We start from the raw sequence: 14,406 nt of genomic DNA, 5'->3' as shown, positions 1-14,406 counted from the left end.
TTTTTATTAAAATAGAATATTGTACGTAATTATATAGAAATTGTGATATAACCTCATTCAGACTGTACTATGCACAATATTGAATAAATATGAATGAATTTATATTGAAAAGAAGAAGAACACATCGTACTTTTGCACCAAGAAGTTACGAAAAGAGTGTAATTTATTGGAAATGAGCGTAGGTTAATTGCTCTTGATAGTAATAGGTTACGATTTAGTTAGTTATCTACTGCATTATCCTTCTGCGCATTGCGTAACCTTCAAAGAACTCTTCCTATGCAAAAGTAGCTATTTAATTCGAGATTTTGATATAAACTCCCGTTTTTTATCCCATCATTCATAAGATTTTTCCGTAAAAGCGATATTATCCGTCGGAACACCATTGCCCAAAACGAGTTTTGAACAAACGTGTGCCGACTACCGCATAGCCGGAGAAAAGGGCATTGCCTCACGCCTAAACAATGTTTAGACTGATGATGCAATGCCCCTTTCTTTTGTGGCTATGCCAAGAGGTGCTTTTACGGGTTTTCAGATGATTTTCTTTTTCGCAGTCCATTTGTGCCGGAAGCGGAAAGGATGCAGAGTGTGTCAGCTTGCTCCATGAATGAAGCAAGCGGCCACACACAGCCGGACAAACCGGGAAGAAAGACTGTTGCCGCCCGGCTGGATAAATCCTGTCGGATCGGAAACAATCATACTTCCTTTGTCGTGGTTTGCCCTTTTCACGCTTCCGGTGATGTCTTTCCCTTTCAGTTGTTCCCTCTTTTTACGGATTTCCCCTGAAGTTTTTTTCTACCCAATCTGCCTTTGTTTTCGTTTACCTCCATTTTGTCCCTTTCAGTGAGCCGCATCAGTCAGTCATTTTCGTTCTGGGCGCAAAGGTAATTCCGGGATTGGACGGGAAAGCAAGGTCAAGCCTCCTGTTTTCGGTAAAAATCTCCAGCCCTGCGGGTAGTATTTTGACCGAAAAACCTTGCATTCCCTAATCCCTACCTTTTCAAGCACCCGAAACGAAAACGACCGATGCGACAGAAAGACGCATAAAAAAAATGTCGGATAAACAAGAGGCAGATAAGATAGTTTGAAACTCAACTTCCTCAGCTCTTGAATCCGCATAAAAAACAAAAAAATCAAAAACAGCGAAGATATGACAGCAACGGCAAATTTCAGACAAGTGGCGCAATACATCGGGTTGGCGATATGCGGCTTGATGATGCGCACCGCCTTCGGGGTGTTCGGCATCCTTTGGGGCATCATCAGAGAGATTGTAAACGGAGTGTTCCGAGTGGTGATAGGTGTAATCGTGGCTATCCTTTCCACCATTGCCTACTTCGGCTTCATCCTTTGGTTATTAACCCTTTAACCCTTACCGACATGACAAAGAGAAACAGCAAGACGGTAGCGCAGCAGTGCAGATATTACGAGGTGGACAACATCTTTGTGTATATGGTGGAAACGTACATCAACGGCAATTTTGAAACGTTCCGAAGATTGTACCACGAACTAAACAAGGACGCACGGAGGGACTTCATGGACTTCCTTCTCAGCGAGGTAGAGCCGACCTATTGGAGAGAGATACTTAAACAGACAATCTAAAAACGACAGCGATATGAAAGGAACAGACCATTTCAAAAGAACGATACAAATGTATCTGGAACAGCGGGCGGAGGAAGATACGCTCTTTGCGAAGAAGTACCGCAACCCTGCCAAGAACATAGACGAGTGCGTGACCCACATTCTGAACCATGTGCAGAAAAGTGGTTGCAACGGCTTCACGGACGGAGAGATATTCGGGCAAGCCATCCACTACTATGAGGAAAACGAGATAGAGGTGGGCAAACCTATAAACTGCCAAGTGGTGGTGAACCATGTTGTGGAACTCACGGAAGAGGAAAAGGCGGAGGCACGTCAGAATGCAGTCCGCAGATACCAAGAGGAGGAACTCCGCAAGTTGCAGAACCGCAACAGACCGTCAGCGAGAAAAGAAAACCAACCCCAACCCTCATTATTTGATTTAGGCTTATGAAACCGAAGACCAAGATACAGAAAGAGGTGGCAAGACTTTCAGCCAACCTCCGCCCCATATCAACGACACAAATTGAATGGGCATACCGCCACTGCGTTGAACATATCGGCTACCGCACCAAGAAAGGGAACATTACCTGCTCCGACTGCGGTCACGAGTGGCACAGTGACAGTGGACTATGCGACACCCTTGAAGGTTGCACCTGCCCCAAATGCCATGCCGAACTCAAAGTGCAGGACACACGCAAACGTATCTACAAGGAAACGCAGTATTTCAGCGTGATAACCACCTGCAAAGGCTATCAGGTAATCCGTGTGGCGCAGGTCAGATGCGAGAGCAGGAAAGGCGAGCCGATGCACTTCTATTGCCACGAGGTTGTGCAGCGTTGGATTTCACCCGACGGTAAGGTTACGGACATGGCGTTGCTTCGTGGCTTCACATTCTATTACTGCGATGTATGGGCATTGTGCAGCGCGATGGAGATAAGACCGCACAACAGCCTATACGATGATGTTGTGGCAAGAAGCTGTGCATATCCCAAGATGAGGGTATTACGCCAACTCAGACGCAACGGCTTCAAGGGCGATTTCCACGGCATTTCCCCCGTGCGTCTTTTCAAAGCCTTGCTTTCAGACCCAAGAATTGAAACCCTTATGAAAGGCGGTGAGATTGAGGTCATGAAACACTTTCTTTTCAATGCCCGTACTGCCGATGAATGCTGGGCATCATATCTGATTGCCAAACGTCACAAGTATCGGATAGACAATTTCTCCATGTGGTGCGACTATCTGCGTATGCTCAACAAACTCGATCAAGACCTCCGCAACCCGAAGAACATCTGCCCCGAAGATTTCATGGCGGCACACGACAACGCAACCCGAAAGATTGAAGCCATACACGAGAAGGAACGAGCCGAACAACGCCGCCGCTGGGAGATTGAAAGGCGTGAGCGTGAACAACAGCGGCAACTGCAAAGGGAAAAAGATGCGGAGGATTTCATTGCCAACAAATCCAAATTCTTCGGATTGGTAATCACTGACGAGGAAATAATCATCAAGGTGCTTGAAAGCATAGACGAGTATTACAGCGAGGGCAAGGCACAGAACATCTGCGTGTTTGGCAGTGAATACTACAAGAAAGCCGACACCCTCATACTCTCGGCAAGGATTGGCGGTGAGATAATTGAAACCGTAGAGGTGGATTTGCGGACACTCAAGGTGGTGCAGTGCCACGGCAAGTACAACCAAGACACCGAATACCACGAGCGTATCATAGACCTTGTGAACAAGAACGCCAACCTTATCCGTGAGCGGATGAAAGCGGCATAGCATAAACCCTAAAACAACATTGATATGGAAGTAAGAATTGAAAGTATGATTTGTGTGTGGGATGATGCAATCTCCACGATGTTCATTGAATTTGTCAATCTCCTCACTCTCACAACGAGTGAGGGGGAATTGAGAAAGAGCGTAAAGGCGTTTGCCGAGAAACACGGACTTGACAAGTTTTTCTTTTACGGTTTCGGCTCACACCATTTCTACCTGCACCAACGCCACGCGAGCAATCCCGAAATGGTGATGAAGAACAGAGTTCTGTCTGTACATTTTTAACCATCTAAAAAAACAACGATTATGGCAACACGGATGACAATCAACGGAGTAAGCACCTGCACTGACGCAGGTACGGAGAAATATGAGCGTTTCCAATCGGGTATCGGCAGACGCAAGCGGACACTTGTGCAGTACGACTACCGCCATACGGACGGAGAACTGTTCGCTTGTGTCAAACCCACATTGGACGAGTGCCGAACCGCAAGGAACAAGTGGCTGAACGCAAAGCAGGGAAAGGAGGGCAACCGATGAACACGACCTATCAAACGCTGATAGTCAAATTCAGCGAATCTATCACGGCATTGGACGGTATCTTTGACGATGCCCAAGCGTGGGGAACGGACACCCTCAAAGGGTGGATAGATGATTACGAAAGCACACGTTTCACCGCCACCGACAGCCATACGGCGGTCATCACGAGCGAATACAATATGGAATGTGTGAAGGAGTGGTTGCAACGGCAGACACCCATTGCCGAGATTCGAGAATTTTGAACAAGTTGGCGGTGTCCGCACCGCCAACACATAAACCTCTAAAAACAAAGGATATGATAGCAAAAACGATATTACAGCAGATAGGCGGAAGAAGATTTACCGCCATGACGGGCAGCCGTGATTTCATCGACATGGGCAACGGTTTACGGATGAGCCTTACACGGAACAAGACAAGTGCCAACCGCCTTGACATCATCTATGACGCAGGGGCAGACCTCTACAATATGCGCTTCTACCGCAGGACGTTCAGCAAAAAGACCTTTGAGTGCAAGACAAAGGACATTGCCGTACACGAGGGTATCTATTTTGATATGCTGGAAGAAATGTTCACGATGGTGACGGGACTTTACACACGCTTTTGAGTGGTGGGGCGGCGAAAGCCGCCCTACTTTCTTTCAGTGAGCAGGATGGCGGACAAAGAAAGTAGCAAAGAAACCTTTGTCCAATCTGTGATACAATGTCGTATTAATATGATAAAAAGAGTATTAAAGTGAAATATAGATAACAGAAATCGTGTGTCTTATTATTATTGAATTTTGAGACACACGATTTTTTCTTGTTTATACTAAATGCCTAATTCTGCTTTTTATCCACAACCCAATCGTCAATCTCAGCAACGTAATTTGCCCAACAAGGTCGATGTTCCATTAAGGTCACTATTTCAGCAAATGCAGTTTGTTCAGGCATACCACTATTGGTTATTGGGGTGTTTAACAAGTCGTGATGGTCTTGTACTGGTCCAGTTGCCTTGATATGAGGTATTAAGCTGTGTACTGCATCGTCTAATGTTTTTAATTCGTCCGTGATGAATTCTTCGGGCTTTCTATTTACAGGCAAACAGAATTGTTTGATTTTTGATAATAGTTTATCACGTCTTTGCTGACTATCATTATCTGTTCCTGTTATTACGCGATTTATTTTTGTTCTTTTTTCAGCTTCTGCAACATCAACATCACCATCCAATACAATAAGCGTATTATCCAATGTTTCACCTCTAAGTAACAATCCTGCACCTACAAGATATGAATTTTCTTTTGAACCAAATTGAGATACCTTACAAGATTGTTCTAAGTTATGTGTTCGCAGTATCTTACGAACTAAAGCTTCGGCAAGATTGTCCTCAACCATTATTTCAAGCGGTTTAGGACATATACCAGTAAGGCGTTTTATACAATCAGGGGTTGTTCGTTCCAAGCATATAGAAGTTTTGCCATTTGTATCATTGACGAGATGTCGTATATTTATAAAGTTACAATCAAGTAATTCTTCACGATGGGAAGTAAATACTATTTGTATATTCCTTGTGTTGCATTCATCATTCAAAACCTGCATTAACCTCAACAATGCTTCAGTATGCAATGTTAAATCTAATTCATCAATCAAGATTAATGAATAATCGGGTATTGAGTAAATCGTTTCAAGAAATTTAATAATACGTTGTTCTCCAGCACCCATGTAAAGTGACGGATACTGAACAGCCCCATATGTTAATCCTTTGTACGACTTTCGTTCATTCCAATAGTTAATAAAATCACCATAGTTACGATGCATTATAAAAGAAAGTTTTTCTTTTATTTTTTCACCCAAAACCGCATCATCATATGCTTCACGTATTAATGGAATACGTGATGTTCTGGATTCTATCTCCATATCAGGAACACAACTGTCAATACCAATATAAAAAACTTCTCGATGTGGTCTTGTTTGATACCGGGGGCTCCATCGATCTCTGTTTTTTTTATATTCTTTTCTTTCTGGAGCCATTGCAGCACCATTTATCATTTCATATTCAATGGTAAATTGACTGCCATTCCATAAATCTAAGGTTGTTGGAATGAAAAAATTAGGAAATTTGAAATTCCTCCGAGTACTATTTGCAACAGGTTGATACAAACACGCAAGAGCGTGAAGTATAGTTGATTTTCCAGAACCATTTGTTCCGAAAATACCCGTAATATGTTTATTTTCAAACGAGATTTCCAAATTTTCCAAGTTTTTCAACTTACGAAATTGAATTTTTTGAAGTCTTTGAGGTCTGTTTCTAATGGGCATTATTGTAAGTTTTTACTTATTAAATACAAAAGACGTGCCAATATGAAATATGACACGTCCCTTGTCAGTTTTGTCAGTCCTTTTATGGCACATACAGCAGTGCAAACTCCGCCTTTCTCCGTTTGAGCAACATGGCGTGGCGTTTTCCCTTGTAGTTACAGAAGGAGATATACTCACGGTAGATGTTTCTGTCGCCAGCCTCCAGCTTCTTTATCAAGGTGCTTTTAGGGATTGTCTTGCTACCCAAAAGCCGGTATGGACCCACGTTGTAGGCAAGCGTGGCAAGGATTAGACTGTCTTTTCCGAACTGCCGGAACATCGTGCAGAACTTCCGCAAGTCTTTCCGCAGAAGCACGTCCGCCTGCCGCTTCGTCATGGTGCGTGCAGAATACCTTTCTCCCGGCAAAATTCTATGACCCCAGCCCACGTATGGGTGGTGTTTTTCCGAATGCCAGCCTTCAAAATATTTCGTGCAGCGTACCGCCCGCTCGAAAAGTGGCAGCCGGTAGATTGCCGCCTGCCCGTCCGTTCCCTCTTGGCGGCTGATCCGTGCTGACACGGAACAGACCGCCAGAAGCGAACAGAGCATTGTCATGAATACACGCATCATCTTCATACACGTTTGAAACTTCCGATGGGTATGGCGGCAAAGCCGTCATCTTTGATGTTCCGGTTGTTGAAGTCAAATTCCAGCTCATAGGAATTTTTGAAATTATCCTCCACCACCACGATGAAATTATGCGCCTCGTCACCCTCCGCCGTATAGTACAGGCGGAACTTTTCGTTCTCCAGCAGGTAGCGGTCGTTGGGCAGGAAAGTAATGCCGTTATCCATTTTGAGCGAGCCTTCCCCCTCGAACTGGAAATAGCGGATGGTATAGAGCGTCCCCGAAAAGTCGCCCTCCTTTTTCAGTTCACAGCGGATTTCCACCGTCTGCCCCTTCGCCATCTTGTTCGGCACGGGCATGACCTCCACCGTGAAGGGATAGGACTGTTGGATGTCCATGTCGTCGTCACACGACACGAGGGTGAACGACACGGCGGCTATCAGGCATAACGCCACCGCCTTAAAGATGGATATTCTCTTGTTTCTGTTGTTCAATATGTTCATTGTTCTTCGATTTTTAGATGGTTGTTTTTCTGTTTTTTCGTTGTCCGTTGCAAATACTCGTTCAAGTCCTTGCAACCGTCATAGAGGAAAGAGCGGTCAGTGACACGCTCCCCGTATCGCCCCACAAGCGCGGCAAGCGTCCGCCGTCCGGCATCGTCACGGTCGAGGAAACAGACGATGCTCCCGTAGCCGTCCAGCAATCCCGCCGCCTTCTCCACGTTGGCGACGGAGTTCAGCACAAGGCAGTCAGCGTTACCGGTTACGTCAAGTGTCACGGCAGATAGAAAGTCCATGAAGCCCTCGAACACGAGGCACTCGCCAGCCGGGATGTCCGTTGCCTTCACCAAAGACACATCTTTGGGCGGTATGCACCCCTTGAAATAGCGGCTTCTGACTTCATAGCCACCCGCCATGTTCGGGAAACCGACAGCAAAATACCGTTTCCCACGAACACCGTAATTCAGACGGCAGCAGTGGCGGGATGCGACAGCGTAAGGTATGCACCGTTCCGCCAGATACTCCGTCAGCGGTGAGCGAAACAGCGGAGCGACCTCCACATCCTCAAAGACCGATTCGGTTGGTTTTGCTTGATAGGTCGGGGGTTCCAACCTGTCAACCACCATATTGGCGGTTTCCGCTATGAACTTCGCCTGCGTCCTAAAGTCATCACTTTGCAGAAATTCCCCGGCAAGCGTGAAGATGTCGCCGCCTTTGCCCAAACCGAAGTCATACCAGAGCTGTTTCGCCACGTTCACACGGAAAGAAGGTGTCCGCTCGCCCCTGTACGGGGCGATATACCACAGCTCGTTGCCGCTCCTTCTGACAGGCTCATGCCCCAGCCGTGCGAGGAAGTCCGCAAGCGGCATCCTTCTGACAGCATCTATCTCCGTCCGTTCCATGCCCGTGTCAGTTGATGATGAACTTGATGCCGACCCCGAACTGCGTATGAAACTTCTGCGTGTCGCCACCCCACAGGCAACGCTCCCGCAGGTTGGCAAGCAGGGCGATACGGTCTGCCACATAGCACTCCACATCGAGCGTCAGCGCACCGCCATAGATGAAGGCGTCCCGGTCGTGCAGCGTGGAGCCGTCATGCAGCACTTTCTTCCCCCAATTCACAGACTCATATCCGGCGAGAGCCGAACCCCCGGCATAGACGAACACGATTTTTCGGGCGTCCGACAGTATCTTGAAGTAATATCCACCCTCCGCCGTGAACTGCGCCACGGGTATCTTGGTATCCTTGTAAGGATTGTTCTTCAGGAGGTATTCGCCACCGAACAGCCACTTGTTCCCCCTCTTCGTGTAGATGGAGAGACCCGCCCCGAAACTGTACCCGCCGTCCTTGCCGCCGGGATTGAAGCCGTCCGCCATATCCGCCCTCACCTCGATGCCCTGCATCTTCGGCAGACACCGCTGGGCGTGCGCCTGCCCCGTGAAAAGGGCAAGCGACGCGATGATTATTGCGATGTATTTTCTCATAGTCAGCGCACTTGAAGTTCGTTGATGGTACCCGCGCGTATCAAATCCTCGTTCTCAATCACGAAGGATTGGTGACGGCCGCCGTTCTTCTCGTTCAATTCCACCACGAGGCACTTGTCATCGGGGATGGTGAACTTCGCCATCGTGAAGACCGTGCGCTCGCTTTTCTTGCCCGGCACGAGGGTGGCGTAGTTCTGCGCTCGGAGCGGCAGGATGATCTGCTCCTGCACGGCGGTACGCTTCGCCACCTTCTTGTCCACGATTTTCCATGTGATATAGTCCACATCGAAAGGCACGTTGCTCTGGTTCTTTATCTCCGTGTGGAAATAGAGCAATCCGTTATGCGTGTAGATGCCTTTGAGAAGATACTGGATGCCGAAACGCTTGCAGCCGATATGCTTCACCTCCCGTTTGTTCTGTTTGTGGATGGACTTCATGATAAGGCGCACCAGCATCGGGCTTTCGCTGCCCAGCTCTTTCAGATAGATTTCCTGCGCGTTGTTCGGGCGGTTCACCGTGCTGCCGTCATGGATGAAGTCGCACATCTCCACGTTGAGCAACAGCGGTTCGGCGGCGTACTTCACGTTGAAGGTGTAGAAACTGCCGTCCTCCGTGATGACGGACATATTCGTTTCGTTGGGAAAATTTCTCACGGTAGCCTTCACGCGGATGACGTTCTCCGCTCCGTCGGCTTTCCCGGCAATCAGGTCGGGCGAGCCTAAATCGACATAGCGCACCTCCGCCGGAAAGATGACGTGGACAGTCTTGTCGTAGGTCACTTCCAGACCGTGCGGCGGTATCATGCGGTCGAAGGTCAGCTTGCGCGACAGACCGTGATACAGGTCGCCGTCCGCCTCCTTCTGCGGATAGACCTCCTTCGTTAAGGTTGGCTGTTCATTACTTCCGTTGTTCTGTTCAACGGTTACATTCTCCTGCGCATTGGCAGTTGCGATGCCCATAGCGAGGGTAAACATGATGATTACTTTTCTCATTACTTTTGGTTTTTTAGTGGTAAATGGTTTTTATTGATTGTTGTTTTCAGTCCTTTTCCTGATAGAGCATGACCCTGTACCCGGCTTTCAGATGCACCTTGACGGTGCGCATCTTCTTGGCGATGTACTGGCTCGTGCCTTGTATCAGCCCCTTGCCCAAATCGGAGGCGAGCTGTGCCCCGGCATTGGTGGAGATGTTGATGCTGCTCCCCAATGAGCCGCCCATGTTGGCGGCAACCTCCCTGACGGCGTTCATCTCCATCGAGTTTGGGATGAAGATACCGGGCTGTCCGTCCGTGTCATAGACCGCAAGCTCCACCGGGATAATCGTGCCATCGTATTCCAGCGAGGTGACCTCGATGTCGAGCCGCTCACCCTGTATCTTGCCCGTGCCGACCACCACTGCATTGCGTGGGATTGTTCTGCCCGCCACTGCCATAGGCTCCAGCAGGCGCAACCTTACCGTCTGTCCGTCCGTCACGCTCTGCGCACCATGCACACATGCCGGGATGGTATTCCGGTCCGATACCTCTGTAGTGCCGACAGCCGTGTTGAACCCCCGGTTGCGCTCCTGCGAGAAGGTGGCGACAAACTCCGCGTTGCTCATGGGCTGTGCAAGGGAGGAAACGACTTGGCGGGTCACTTGCCTTACGGGTGTCGCCGTGTTCTTCTTTCCCTTCTGCACGGTGGAAGGCTCTGCCGCCTGTTCCGGCTTTCCTCCGTTCTGACCGCCCATGTACTTTGCCGCCAGCTCATAGGACTTCTCCATAAGTGCCACCTGTTCGTCCATAGATGAAGTCCTGCTCTTCTCGCTTTCCAGTTCCGACTCCAGCGAGGCGATGCGCTCCAACAGCTCATCCATCTCGGCATTGTCGTTCTTCGGCTGTTCGTAGAAGTTGCCGAGGGTGGCGTTCAGGTCACGGTAGGCGGCTGCGGAGGATTGGATGGTCTGCGGCGTGGCGGGCTGTGCCTTTTCCTCCTTGCCGCCCGGATTGGCGAGGTCGAAGTCCGTCCCGTCCTCCGTTCCAGCTATCTCGCGGTCGAACATGTCGCCCAGCTGCCCGATGGCACGGTTGCGGCTCTCCAGACGCTCTTCCATCTCCCCATGCTCGTAGGCTTTCAACTTGTCGCCGATAATCTGCCGGTTCGCCTTGTCCGCGTCGGGCATCTCGGTGTTGTATCCGTCTGTTCCCGGCTGTTGCTCCTTGCCGGAGGACGGGGCGAATATCAGCCACATCGCCCCGATGAACACCAGCACCATAGCGGGCAGGACTATCATCTTCTGCCGTTTCAGCCGCTGCGCCTCGGTCAGCGGTTCGCGCCCCTTTTTCGGCTTTCCCGTGTCGGGAGCGGCTTTGTTCTCTTTCGTCGGTTCATTCTTCGTCTGTTCCATATGAATAAGGTGTTAAGTGATTGTCTGTTTCCACCGGGGTCGGCAGTTCCACCCGTCCGGCGTGTCCCGTTTCCATGCGTGAGCCGTCGTTTCTGCCGATGTCATAGACGGCTCTGCCGAAGGTATAGAGGGCAAGCACCGCGAAGGCGGCGAGCATCCCCAGCACGATGCGGCGGCGTGTTTCCGGCGGCAAACCGTCCAGATACCCTTTGAGCCTTGCCACCAGCCGTTTCCGTTTGTCGTGGAGCTTCCAGTATGCGCCCCACATTGTTTTTCTGATACTTTTTACTTTCCGTTTCATAATCCGTTACCGTTTGATTGTCTGTAAATCCTTGTTCTCGATGATGGTGAAGCCCTCGATGGTGAAGCCATTGGGGTTGTCGTCCGACCGTGATGCGTTCAGCAGGCGGCAGGTGGTCACGAGACTGCGCTCGGTGACATTGCTTTGCCGGATGATTTTCTGCGTGGCGTAGGTCACGGCTCGGTAGGGATAGGCGTTGAAGTCACACACCACGCTGTCCACCTTCAACACTTGGTTGATGTTTCCGGCGATGATGCGGTTGTAGTACCCCTTCTCGGCGAAGTCCGAATAATAGTGGTACACGCTCTTGTCTGCCAGCAGCAAGGCACGTTTTACGTTGTGTTCAATCGCGCTTTTTTCAGGTGATAGCGTGAAGAACAGCTCGTGGAAGCGGCGCACATGCTCCCGTGCCTCCGCCGGACGGTTCTGCGATAAATCCTGAGAGAGAGCCAGCATCAGCGACTTGCCGTTGTCCAGCACATAGATTTTCTCCCGTTGCTTCTCTGCGAAACGGTAGGAGTTCCACACGCTCCACACCGTCACCACGGCGCACAGCGAGAGGAAGACGATACCGAACAGGCGTATCTGCCTGAACGACGATTCGATGTTTCTAAGTGATTTGAATTCCATTTATATTTTTAATTTATGATTGCATATTGATTATTTCAGCAATTTGCCGACACGTCCGACTGCGTTTCCTGCGGTCGCTCCTGCAATTCCGCCAGCCATGCTTCCGGCGCGTCCCGCCATCTGGTTCACGTTGCGACCGTAACCGCCCATGCCTCCGGCTTGGATAATCCAGCCGGCAACGGTGGGAATGGTGAAGTATCCGATGATGCCGATGCAGAGGAACACGATATACACCCCGTCGCTCGAATCCAGCGAGAAGTTCGGGTCTGCCTGCATCCGCTCGATGTCGCTTTGCAGCATCAGCACCTGTATCTTCGCCAGTATGGTGCTGAACATGTCCGACACCGGAAGCCACAGATAGACCTGTATGTAGCGGCATATCCACTGCGTGAGCGTGCTTTGGAAACCGTCCCATACTGACAGGGCGAAGGCTATCGGACCGAGTATCGCCAGCACCACGAGAAAGAAGGTGCGGACGGTGTCTATCACGAGGGCGGCGGCTTGGAACAGCAGTTCCAGTATCTCGCGGAAGAAGTCGCGGATGCTCTTCTTCATATTGTACATTCCCCGGTCGATATACATTCCCGCCATCGTCACCATGTCGGAGGGCGACCAGCCGAGTTCCTCCAGTTGCTTGTCAAATTCCTCGTTGGACACGAGGTAGGCGGTTTCGGGGTTGCGCACCATCGCCTCGTATTCCAGCTTGTCCTTCTGCTCCCGGTATCGGTTCATGTCCAGCGTTTCCGCCTCCAGCATCTTTGCCGTGCCCTGTACAACGGGTGAGAGGATGCTGTTTATCGTACCCAGCACCACAGTCGGGAAGAACATGATGCACAGACCGATGGCAAAAGGACGGAGCATCGGGAATACGTCTATCGGTTCGGCTCTCGCCAGCGACTGCCATACCCGGTAGGCGACGTAGAACAGCGCACCCAGCCCGGCGATGCCTTTCGCCACACCCGCCATGTCCCCACACAGCGGCATCATCTGCTCGTAGAGCGAGCGTAGAATCTGGTGAAGGTTGTCAAACTCCATAGGCTACCAGTATCTTTCGTTCATGTTCCCGTACAGCCCCATGATGCGGTCGAGGTCGTTCTTTTTCTTCGCACGCAGATAACTCACGGAGATGTTCTTGTTGGTGTAATAGCTCACAAGGTTGCGGTAACGCTTCATTTTGGAGTAGCAGCGTTCCACCACGTCCATGCGCTCCTTGTCGGTCATGGAGAGCGTGGTGATGTTCACCACATTCTTCAGTTCCGTCAACACTTCGTTGCTCTCTTCCAGCAGTTTCGTGTAACCGAAAGCGATTGCCGACAGCTCTTCTGGTCTGAAATTTCCATCACGGAGCATCCTTTGGAAACTGTTTACATAAATGTCGGTGATGTCGCCTACCATCAGGATGGTCTGCTGCACCTTGCGGGCGTCCTTGACGAGATTGTTCACCGATTTGAGGGCATCGTAATACTTTTTGCCCTGCTGATAGATTTTCACCGTTTCCTGAAAGTTGCTCACCATGTTCGTGGCAGTCTTGGAGGTATGAATGATGTTTTTGGAGGCATTGATGATACCCTGCGCCAGATTGCCCGGATCGCTTACGACCCACTGTGCGCTTGCCCTGCCTGCGAAAAGCAGGCACAGGCAGATAATCATTGTTATTCTTGTTCTCATGTTACTTTGGATTTTAGTGGTTGTTATTCTTCTGTCGGGTGTCCCGGCTGCGGTTTCACCCGCACATAGTCGCCGCCCGGCGAGAAGGTCAGCACGTCCGTTGCCTCGTTGTAGGACACGTCGATGCGGAAGCCGGTGTTCATGAACAGGTTGTCGTTTTCCTCCTGCAAGAGATAGGTTTCCGGTTTCAGCTTGCGGCGCAGACCGCTCCGGCGGAACACCGTCACCTTGTAGGCTTCGCCCTCCTTGTAGATAAGCACATCGGGCTTCCCCTCCACGCTCTCCCAGTTCCCGCACAGCATATCACGGCGGTTATCGACCACATCGCAGGATTGCAGCATCATGACCGCCAATCCGATCAGGCACTTGCTGACTTGCAGCATTTTAACTTTTGATAAATTCATACGCATTTCTTGTTTTTAGCTGATGATTAAATGATTAACTTTTGGTTCTCCGCTTCTCGGCAAGTTGCCGGATGGCGGCTTCGATGTCGCCGCCCAACTTATCCGCCAGACAGTAAACCTCCACTTTCTCCGTTTCCTCGGTGGTGTACGCGTAGGCTAAGCACCCAGCGCCTTGTCATATTTCTATGGTAGGTTTCCGAGTACTCGCCTCCGAACCGGACTTACAAGTCTCCCTGTATCCGGC

22 protein-coding genes are annotated in these 14,406 nt (G+C 50.0%); 8 read left to right on the top strand and 14 right to left on the bottom strand.

Going from position 1 to position 14,406, the window contains the following annotated elements; translation table 11 throughout:
• Positions 1-260: 260 nt before the first annotated feature.
• Both H8S63_RS20435 and H8S63_RS18335 read right to left on the bottom strand, forming a co-directional pair.
• Entirely contained in the window at positions 261-482 is a 222-nt protein-coding gene (locus tag H8S63_RS20435) for a hypothetical protein (protein ID WP_010538280.1), read from the bottom strand.
• Positions 483-588: 106 nt separating this feature from the next.
• The gene (locus H8S63_RS18335; protein WP_010538279.1) at positions 589-726 is read right to left on the bottom strand and encodes a hypothetical protein; all 138 of its coding nucleotides are present in this window, start codon (positions 724-726) and stop codon (positions 589-591) included.
• A gap of 421 nt (positions 727-1,147) precedes the next feature.
• On the opposite strand from H8S63_RS18335, the gene H8S63_RS18330 reads away from it, so the two are divergent.
• Genes H8S63_RS18330 through H8S63_RS18295 form a run of 8 tightly spaced genes read left to right on the top strand, consistent with a single transcriptional unit; the run spans position 1,148 to position 4,492 of the window.
• A complete protein-coding gene (locus H8S63_RS18330) occupies positions 1,148-1,363 on the top strand; it encodes a hypothetical protein (protein ID WP_010538278.1) in 216 nt (71 codons plus the stop codon).
• A gap of 11 nt (positions 1,364-1,374) precedes the next feature.
• The gene (locus H8S63_RS18325; RefSeq protein WP_004348431.1) at positions 1,375-1,596 is read left to right on the top strand and encodes a hypothetical protein; all 222 of its coding nucleotides are present in this window, start codon (positions 1,375-1,377) and stop codon (positions 1,594-1,596) included.
• Positions 1,597-1,609: 13 nt separating this feature from the next.
• Positions 1,610-2,026, top strand: a complete 417-nt coding sequence (locus H8S63_RS18320; RefSeq protein ID WP_029425580.1) for a PcfK-like family protein — start codon at positions 1,610-1,612, stop codon at positions 2,024-2,026.
• A complete protein-coding gene (locus H8S63_RS18315) occupies positions 2,023-3,354 on the top strand; it encodes a PcfJ domain-containing protein (protein ID WP_010538276.1) in 1,332 nt (443 codons plus the stop codon). The genes H8S63_RS18320 and H8S63_RS18315 overlap by 4 nt, the downstream gene beginning before the upstream one ends.
• Positions 3,355-3,378: 24 nt before the next feature.
• The gene (locus tag H8S63_RS18310; RefSeq protein ID WP_010538275.1) at positions 3,379-3,636 is read left to right on the top strand and encodes a hypothetical protein; all 258 of its coding nucleotides are present in this window, start codon (positions 3,379-3,381) and stop codon (positions 3,634-3,636) included.
• A 21-nt stretch (positions 3,637-3,657) separates the two neighbouring features.
• Positions 3,658-3,888, top strand: a complete 231-nt coding sequence (locus tag H8S63_RS18305; protein WP_010538274.1) for a DUF3873 domain-containing protein — start codon at positions 3,658-3,660, stop codon at positions 3,886-3,888.
• The gene (locus H8S63_RS18300) at positions 3,828-4,130 is read left to right on the top strand and encodes a hypothetical protein (RefSeq protein ID WP_310591693.1); all 303 of its coding nucleotides are present in this window, start codon (positions 3,828-3,830) and stop codon (positions 4,128-4,130) included. The genes H8S63_RS18305 and H8S63_RS18300 overlap by 61 nt, the downstream gene beginning before the upstream one ends.
• A gap of 53 nt (positions 4,131-4,183) precedes the next feature.
• A complete protein-coding gene (locus H8S63_RS18295; RefSeq protein ID WP_004293896.1) occupies positions 4,184-4,492 on the top strand; it encodes a hypothetical protein in 309 nt (102 codons plus the stop codon).
• 211 nt (positions 4,493-4,703) lie between these two features.
• Here the strand turns inward: H8S63_RS18295 and H8S63_RS18290 are convergent, their stop codons facing one another.
• From H8S63_RS18290 to H8S63_RS18235, 12 genes are all read right to left on the bottom strand, one after another.
• Positions 4,704-6,182, bottom strand: coding sequence for an ATP-dependent endonuclease (locus H8S63_RS18290; protein WP_010538272.1), 1,479 nt, complete (start codon positions 6,180-6,182; stop codon positions 4,704-4,706).
• Positions 6,183-6,264: 82 nt separating this feature from the next.
• Positions 6,265-6,792, bottom strand: coding sequence for a lysozyme (locus H8S63_RS18285; protein ID WP_029425579.1), 528 nt, complete (start codon positions 6,790-6,792; stop codon positions 6,265-6,267).
• 2 nt (positions 6,793-6,794) lie between these two features.
• Positions 6,795-7,292: a DUF3872 domain-containing protein gene (locus H8S63_RS18280; protein ID WP_010538270.1), complete on the bottom strand. Its 498-nt coding sequence runs from the start codon at positions 7,290-7,292 to the stop codon at positions 6,795-6,797.
• Complete coding sequence (locus H8S63_RS18275; protein ID WP_029425578.1) at positions 7,289-8,191, bottom strand: toprim domain-containing protein; 903 nt, start codon at positions 8,189-8,191, stop codon at positions 7,289-7,291. Before H8S63_RS18275 ends, H8S63_RS18280 begins: the two co-directional genes overlap by 4 nt.
• 7 nt (positions 8,192-8,198) lie before the next feature.
• A complete protein-coding gene (locus H8S63_RS18270; protein WP_029425577.1) occupies positions 8,199-8,774 on the bottom strand; it encodes a conjugal transfer protein TraO in 576 nt (191 codons plus the stop codon).
• A gap of 2 nt (positions 8,775-8,776) precedes the next feature.
• Positions 8,777-9,766, bottom strand: coding sequence for a conjugative transposon protein TraN (gene traN / locus H8S63_RS18265; RefSeq protein WP_010538267.1), 990 nt, complete (start codon positions 9,764-9,766; stop codon positions 8,777-8,779).
• Between the two features lie 46 nt (positions 9,767-9,812).
• The gene (traM, locus tag H8S63_RS18260; RefSeq protein WP_010538266.1) at positions 9,813-11,159 is read right to left on the bottom strand and encodes a conjugative transposon protein TraM; all 1,347 of its coding nucleotides are present in this window, start codon (positions 11,157-11,159) and stop codon (positions 9,813-9,815) included.
• Positions 11,140-11,427: a TraL conjugative transposon family protein gene (locus H8S63_RS18255; protein ID WP_005796920.1), complete on the bottom strand. Its 288-nt coding sequence runs from the start codon at positions 11,425-11,427 to the stop codon at positions 11,140-11,142. Before H8S63_RS18255 ends, traM begins: the two co-directional genes overlap by 20 nt.
• Positions 11,428-11,466: 39 nt before the next feature.
• A complete protein-coding gene (gene traK / locus H8S63_RS18250; RefSeq protein WP_004293887.1) occupies positions 11,467-12,090 on the bottom strand; it encodes a conjugative transposon protein TraK in 624 nt (207 codons plus the stop codon).
• 30 nt (positions 12,091-12,120) lie between these two features.
• Positions 12,121-13,125 (bottom strand): conjugative transposon protein TraJ, encoded by a 1,005-nt coding sequence (gene traJ, locus H8S63_RS18245; RefSeq protein ID WP_122121712.1) that lies wholly within the window; start codon positions 13,123-13,125, stop codon positions 12,121-12,123.
• 3 nt (positions 13,126-13,128) lie between these two features.
• The gene (locus tag H8S63_RS18240; RefSeq protein WP_002560978.1) at positions 13,129-13,758 is read right to left on the bottom strand and encodes a DUF4141 domain-containing protein; all 630 of its coding nucleotides are present in this window, start codon (positions 13,756-13,758) and stop codon (positions 13,129-13,131) included.
• Between the two features lie 23 nt (positions 13,759-13,781).
• Complete coding sequence (locus tag H8S63_RS18235; protein WP_002560979.1) at positions 13,782-14,162, bottom strand: DUF3876 domain-containing protein; 381 nt, start codon at positions 14,160-14,162, stop codon at positions 13,782-13,784.
• Positions 14,163-14,406: the final 244 nt, after the last annotated feature.

Source organism: Bacteroides sp. NSJ-39 (assembly GCF_014287315.1).
Lineage (GTDB): Bacteria > Bacteroidota > Bacteroidia > Bacteroidales > Bacteroidaceae > Bacteroides > Bacteroides finegoldii.
The sequence above is the reverse complement of the archived record's forward strand: the minus strand, read 5'-3'. Positions and strand labels throughout refer to the sequence as shown.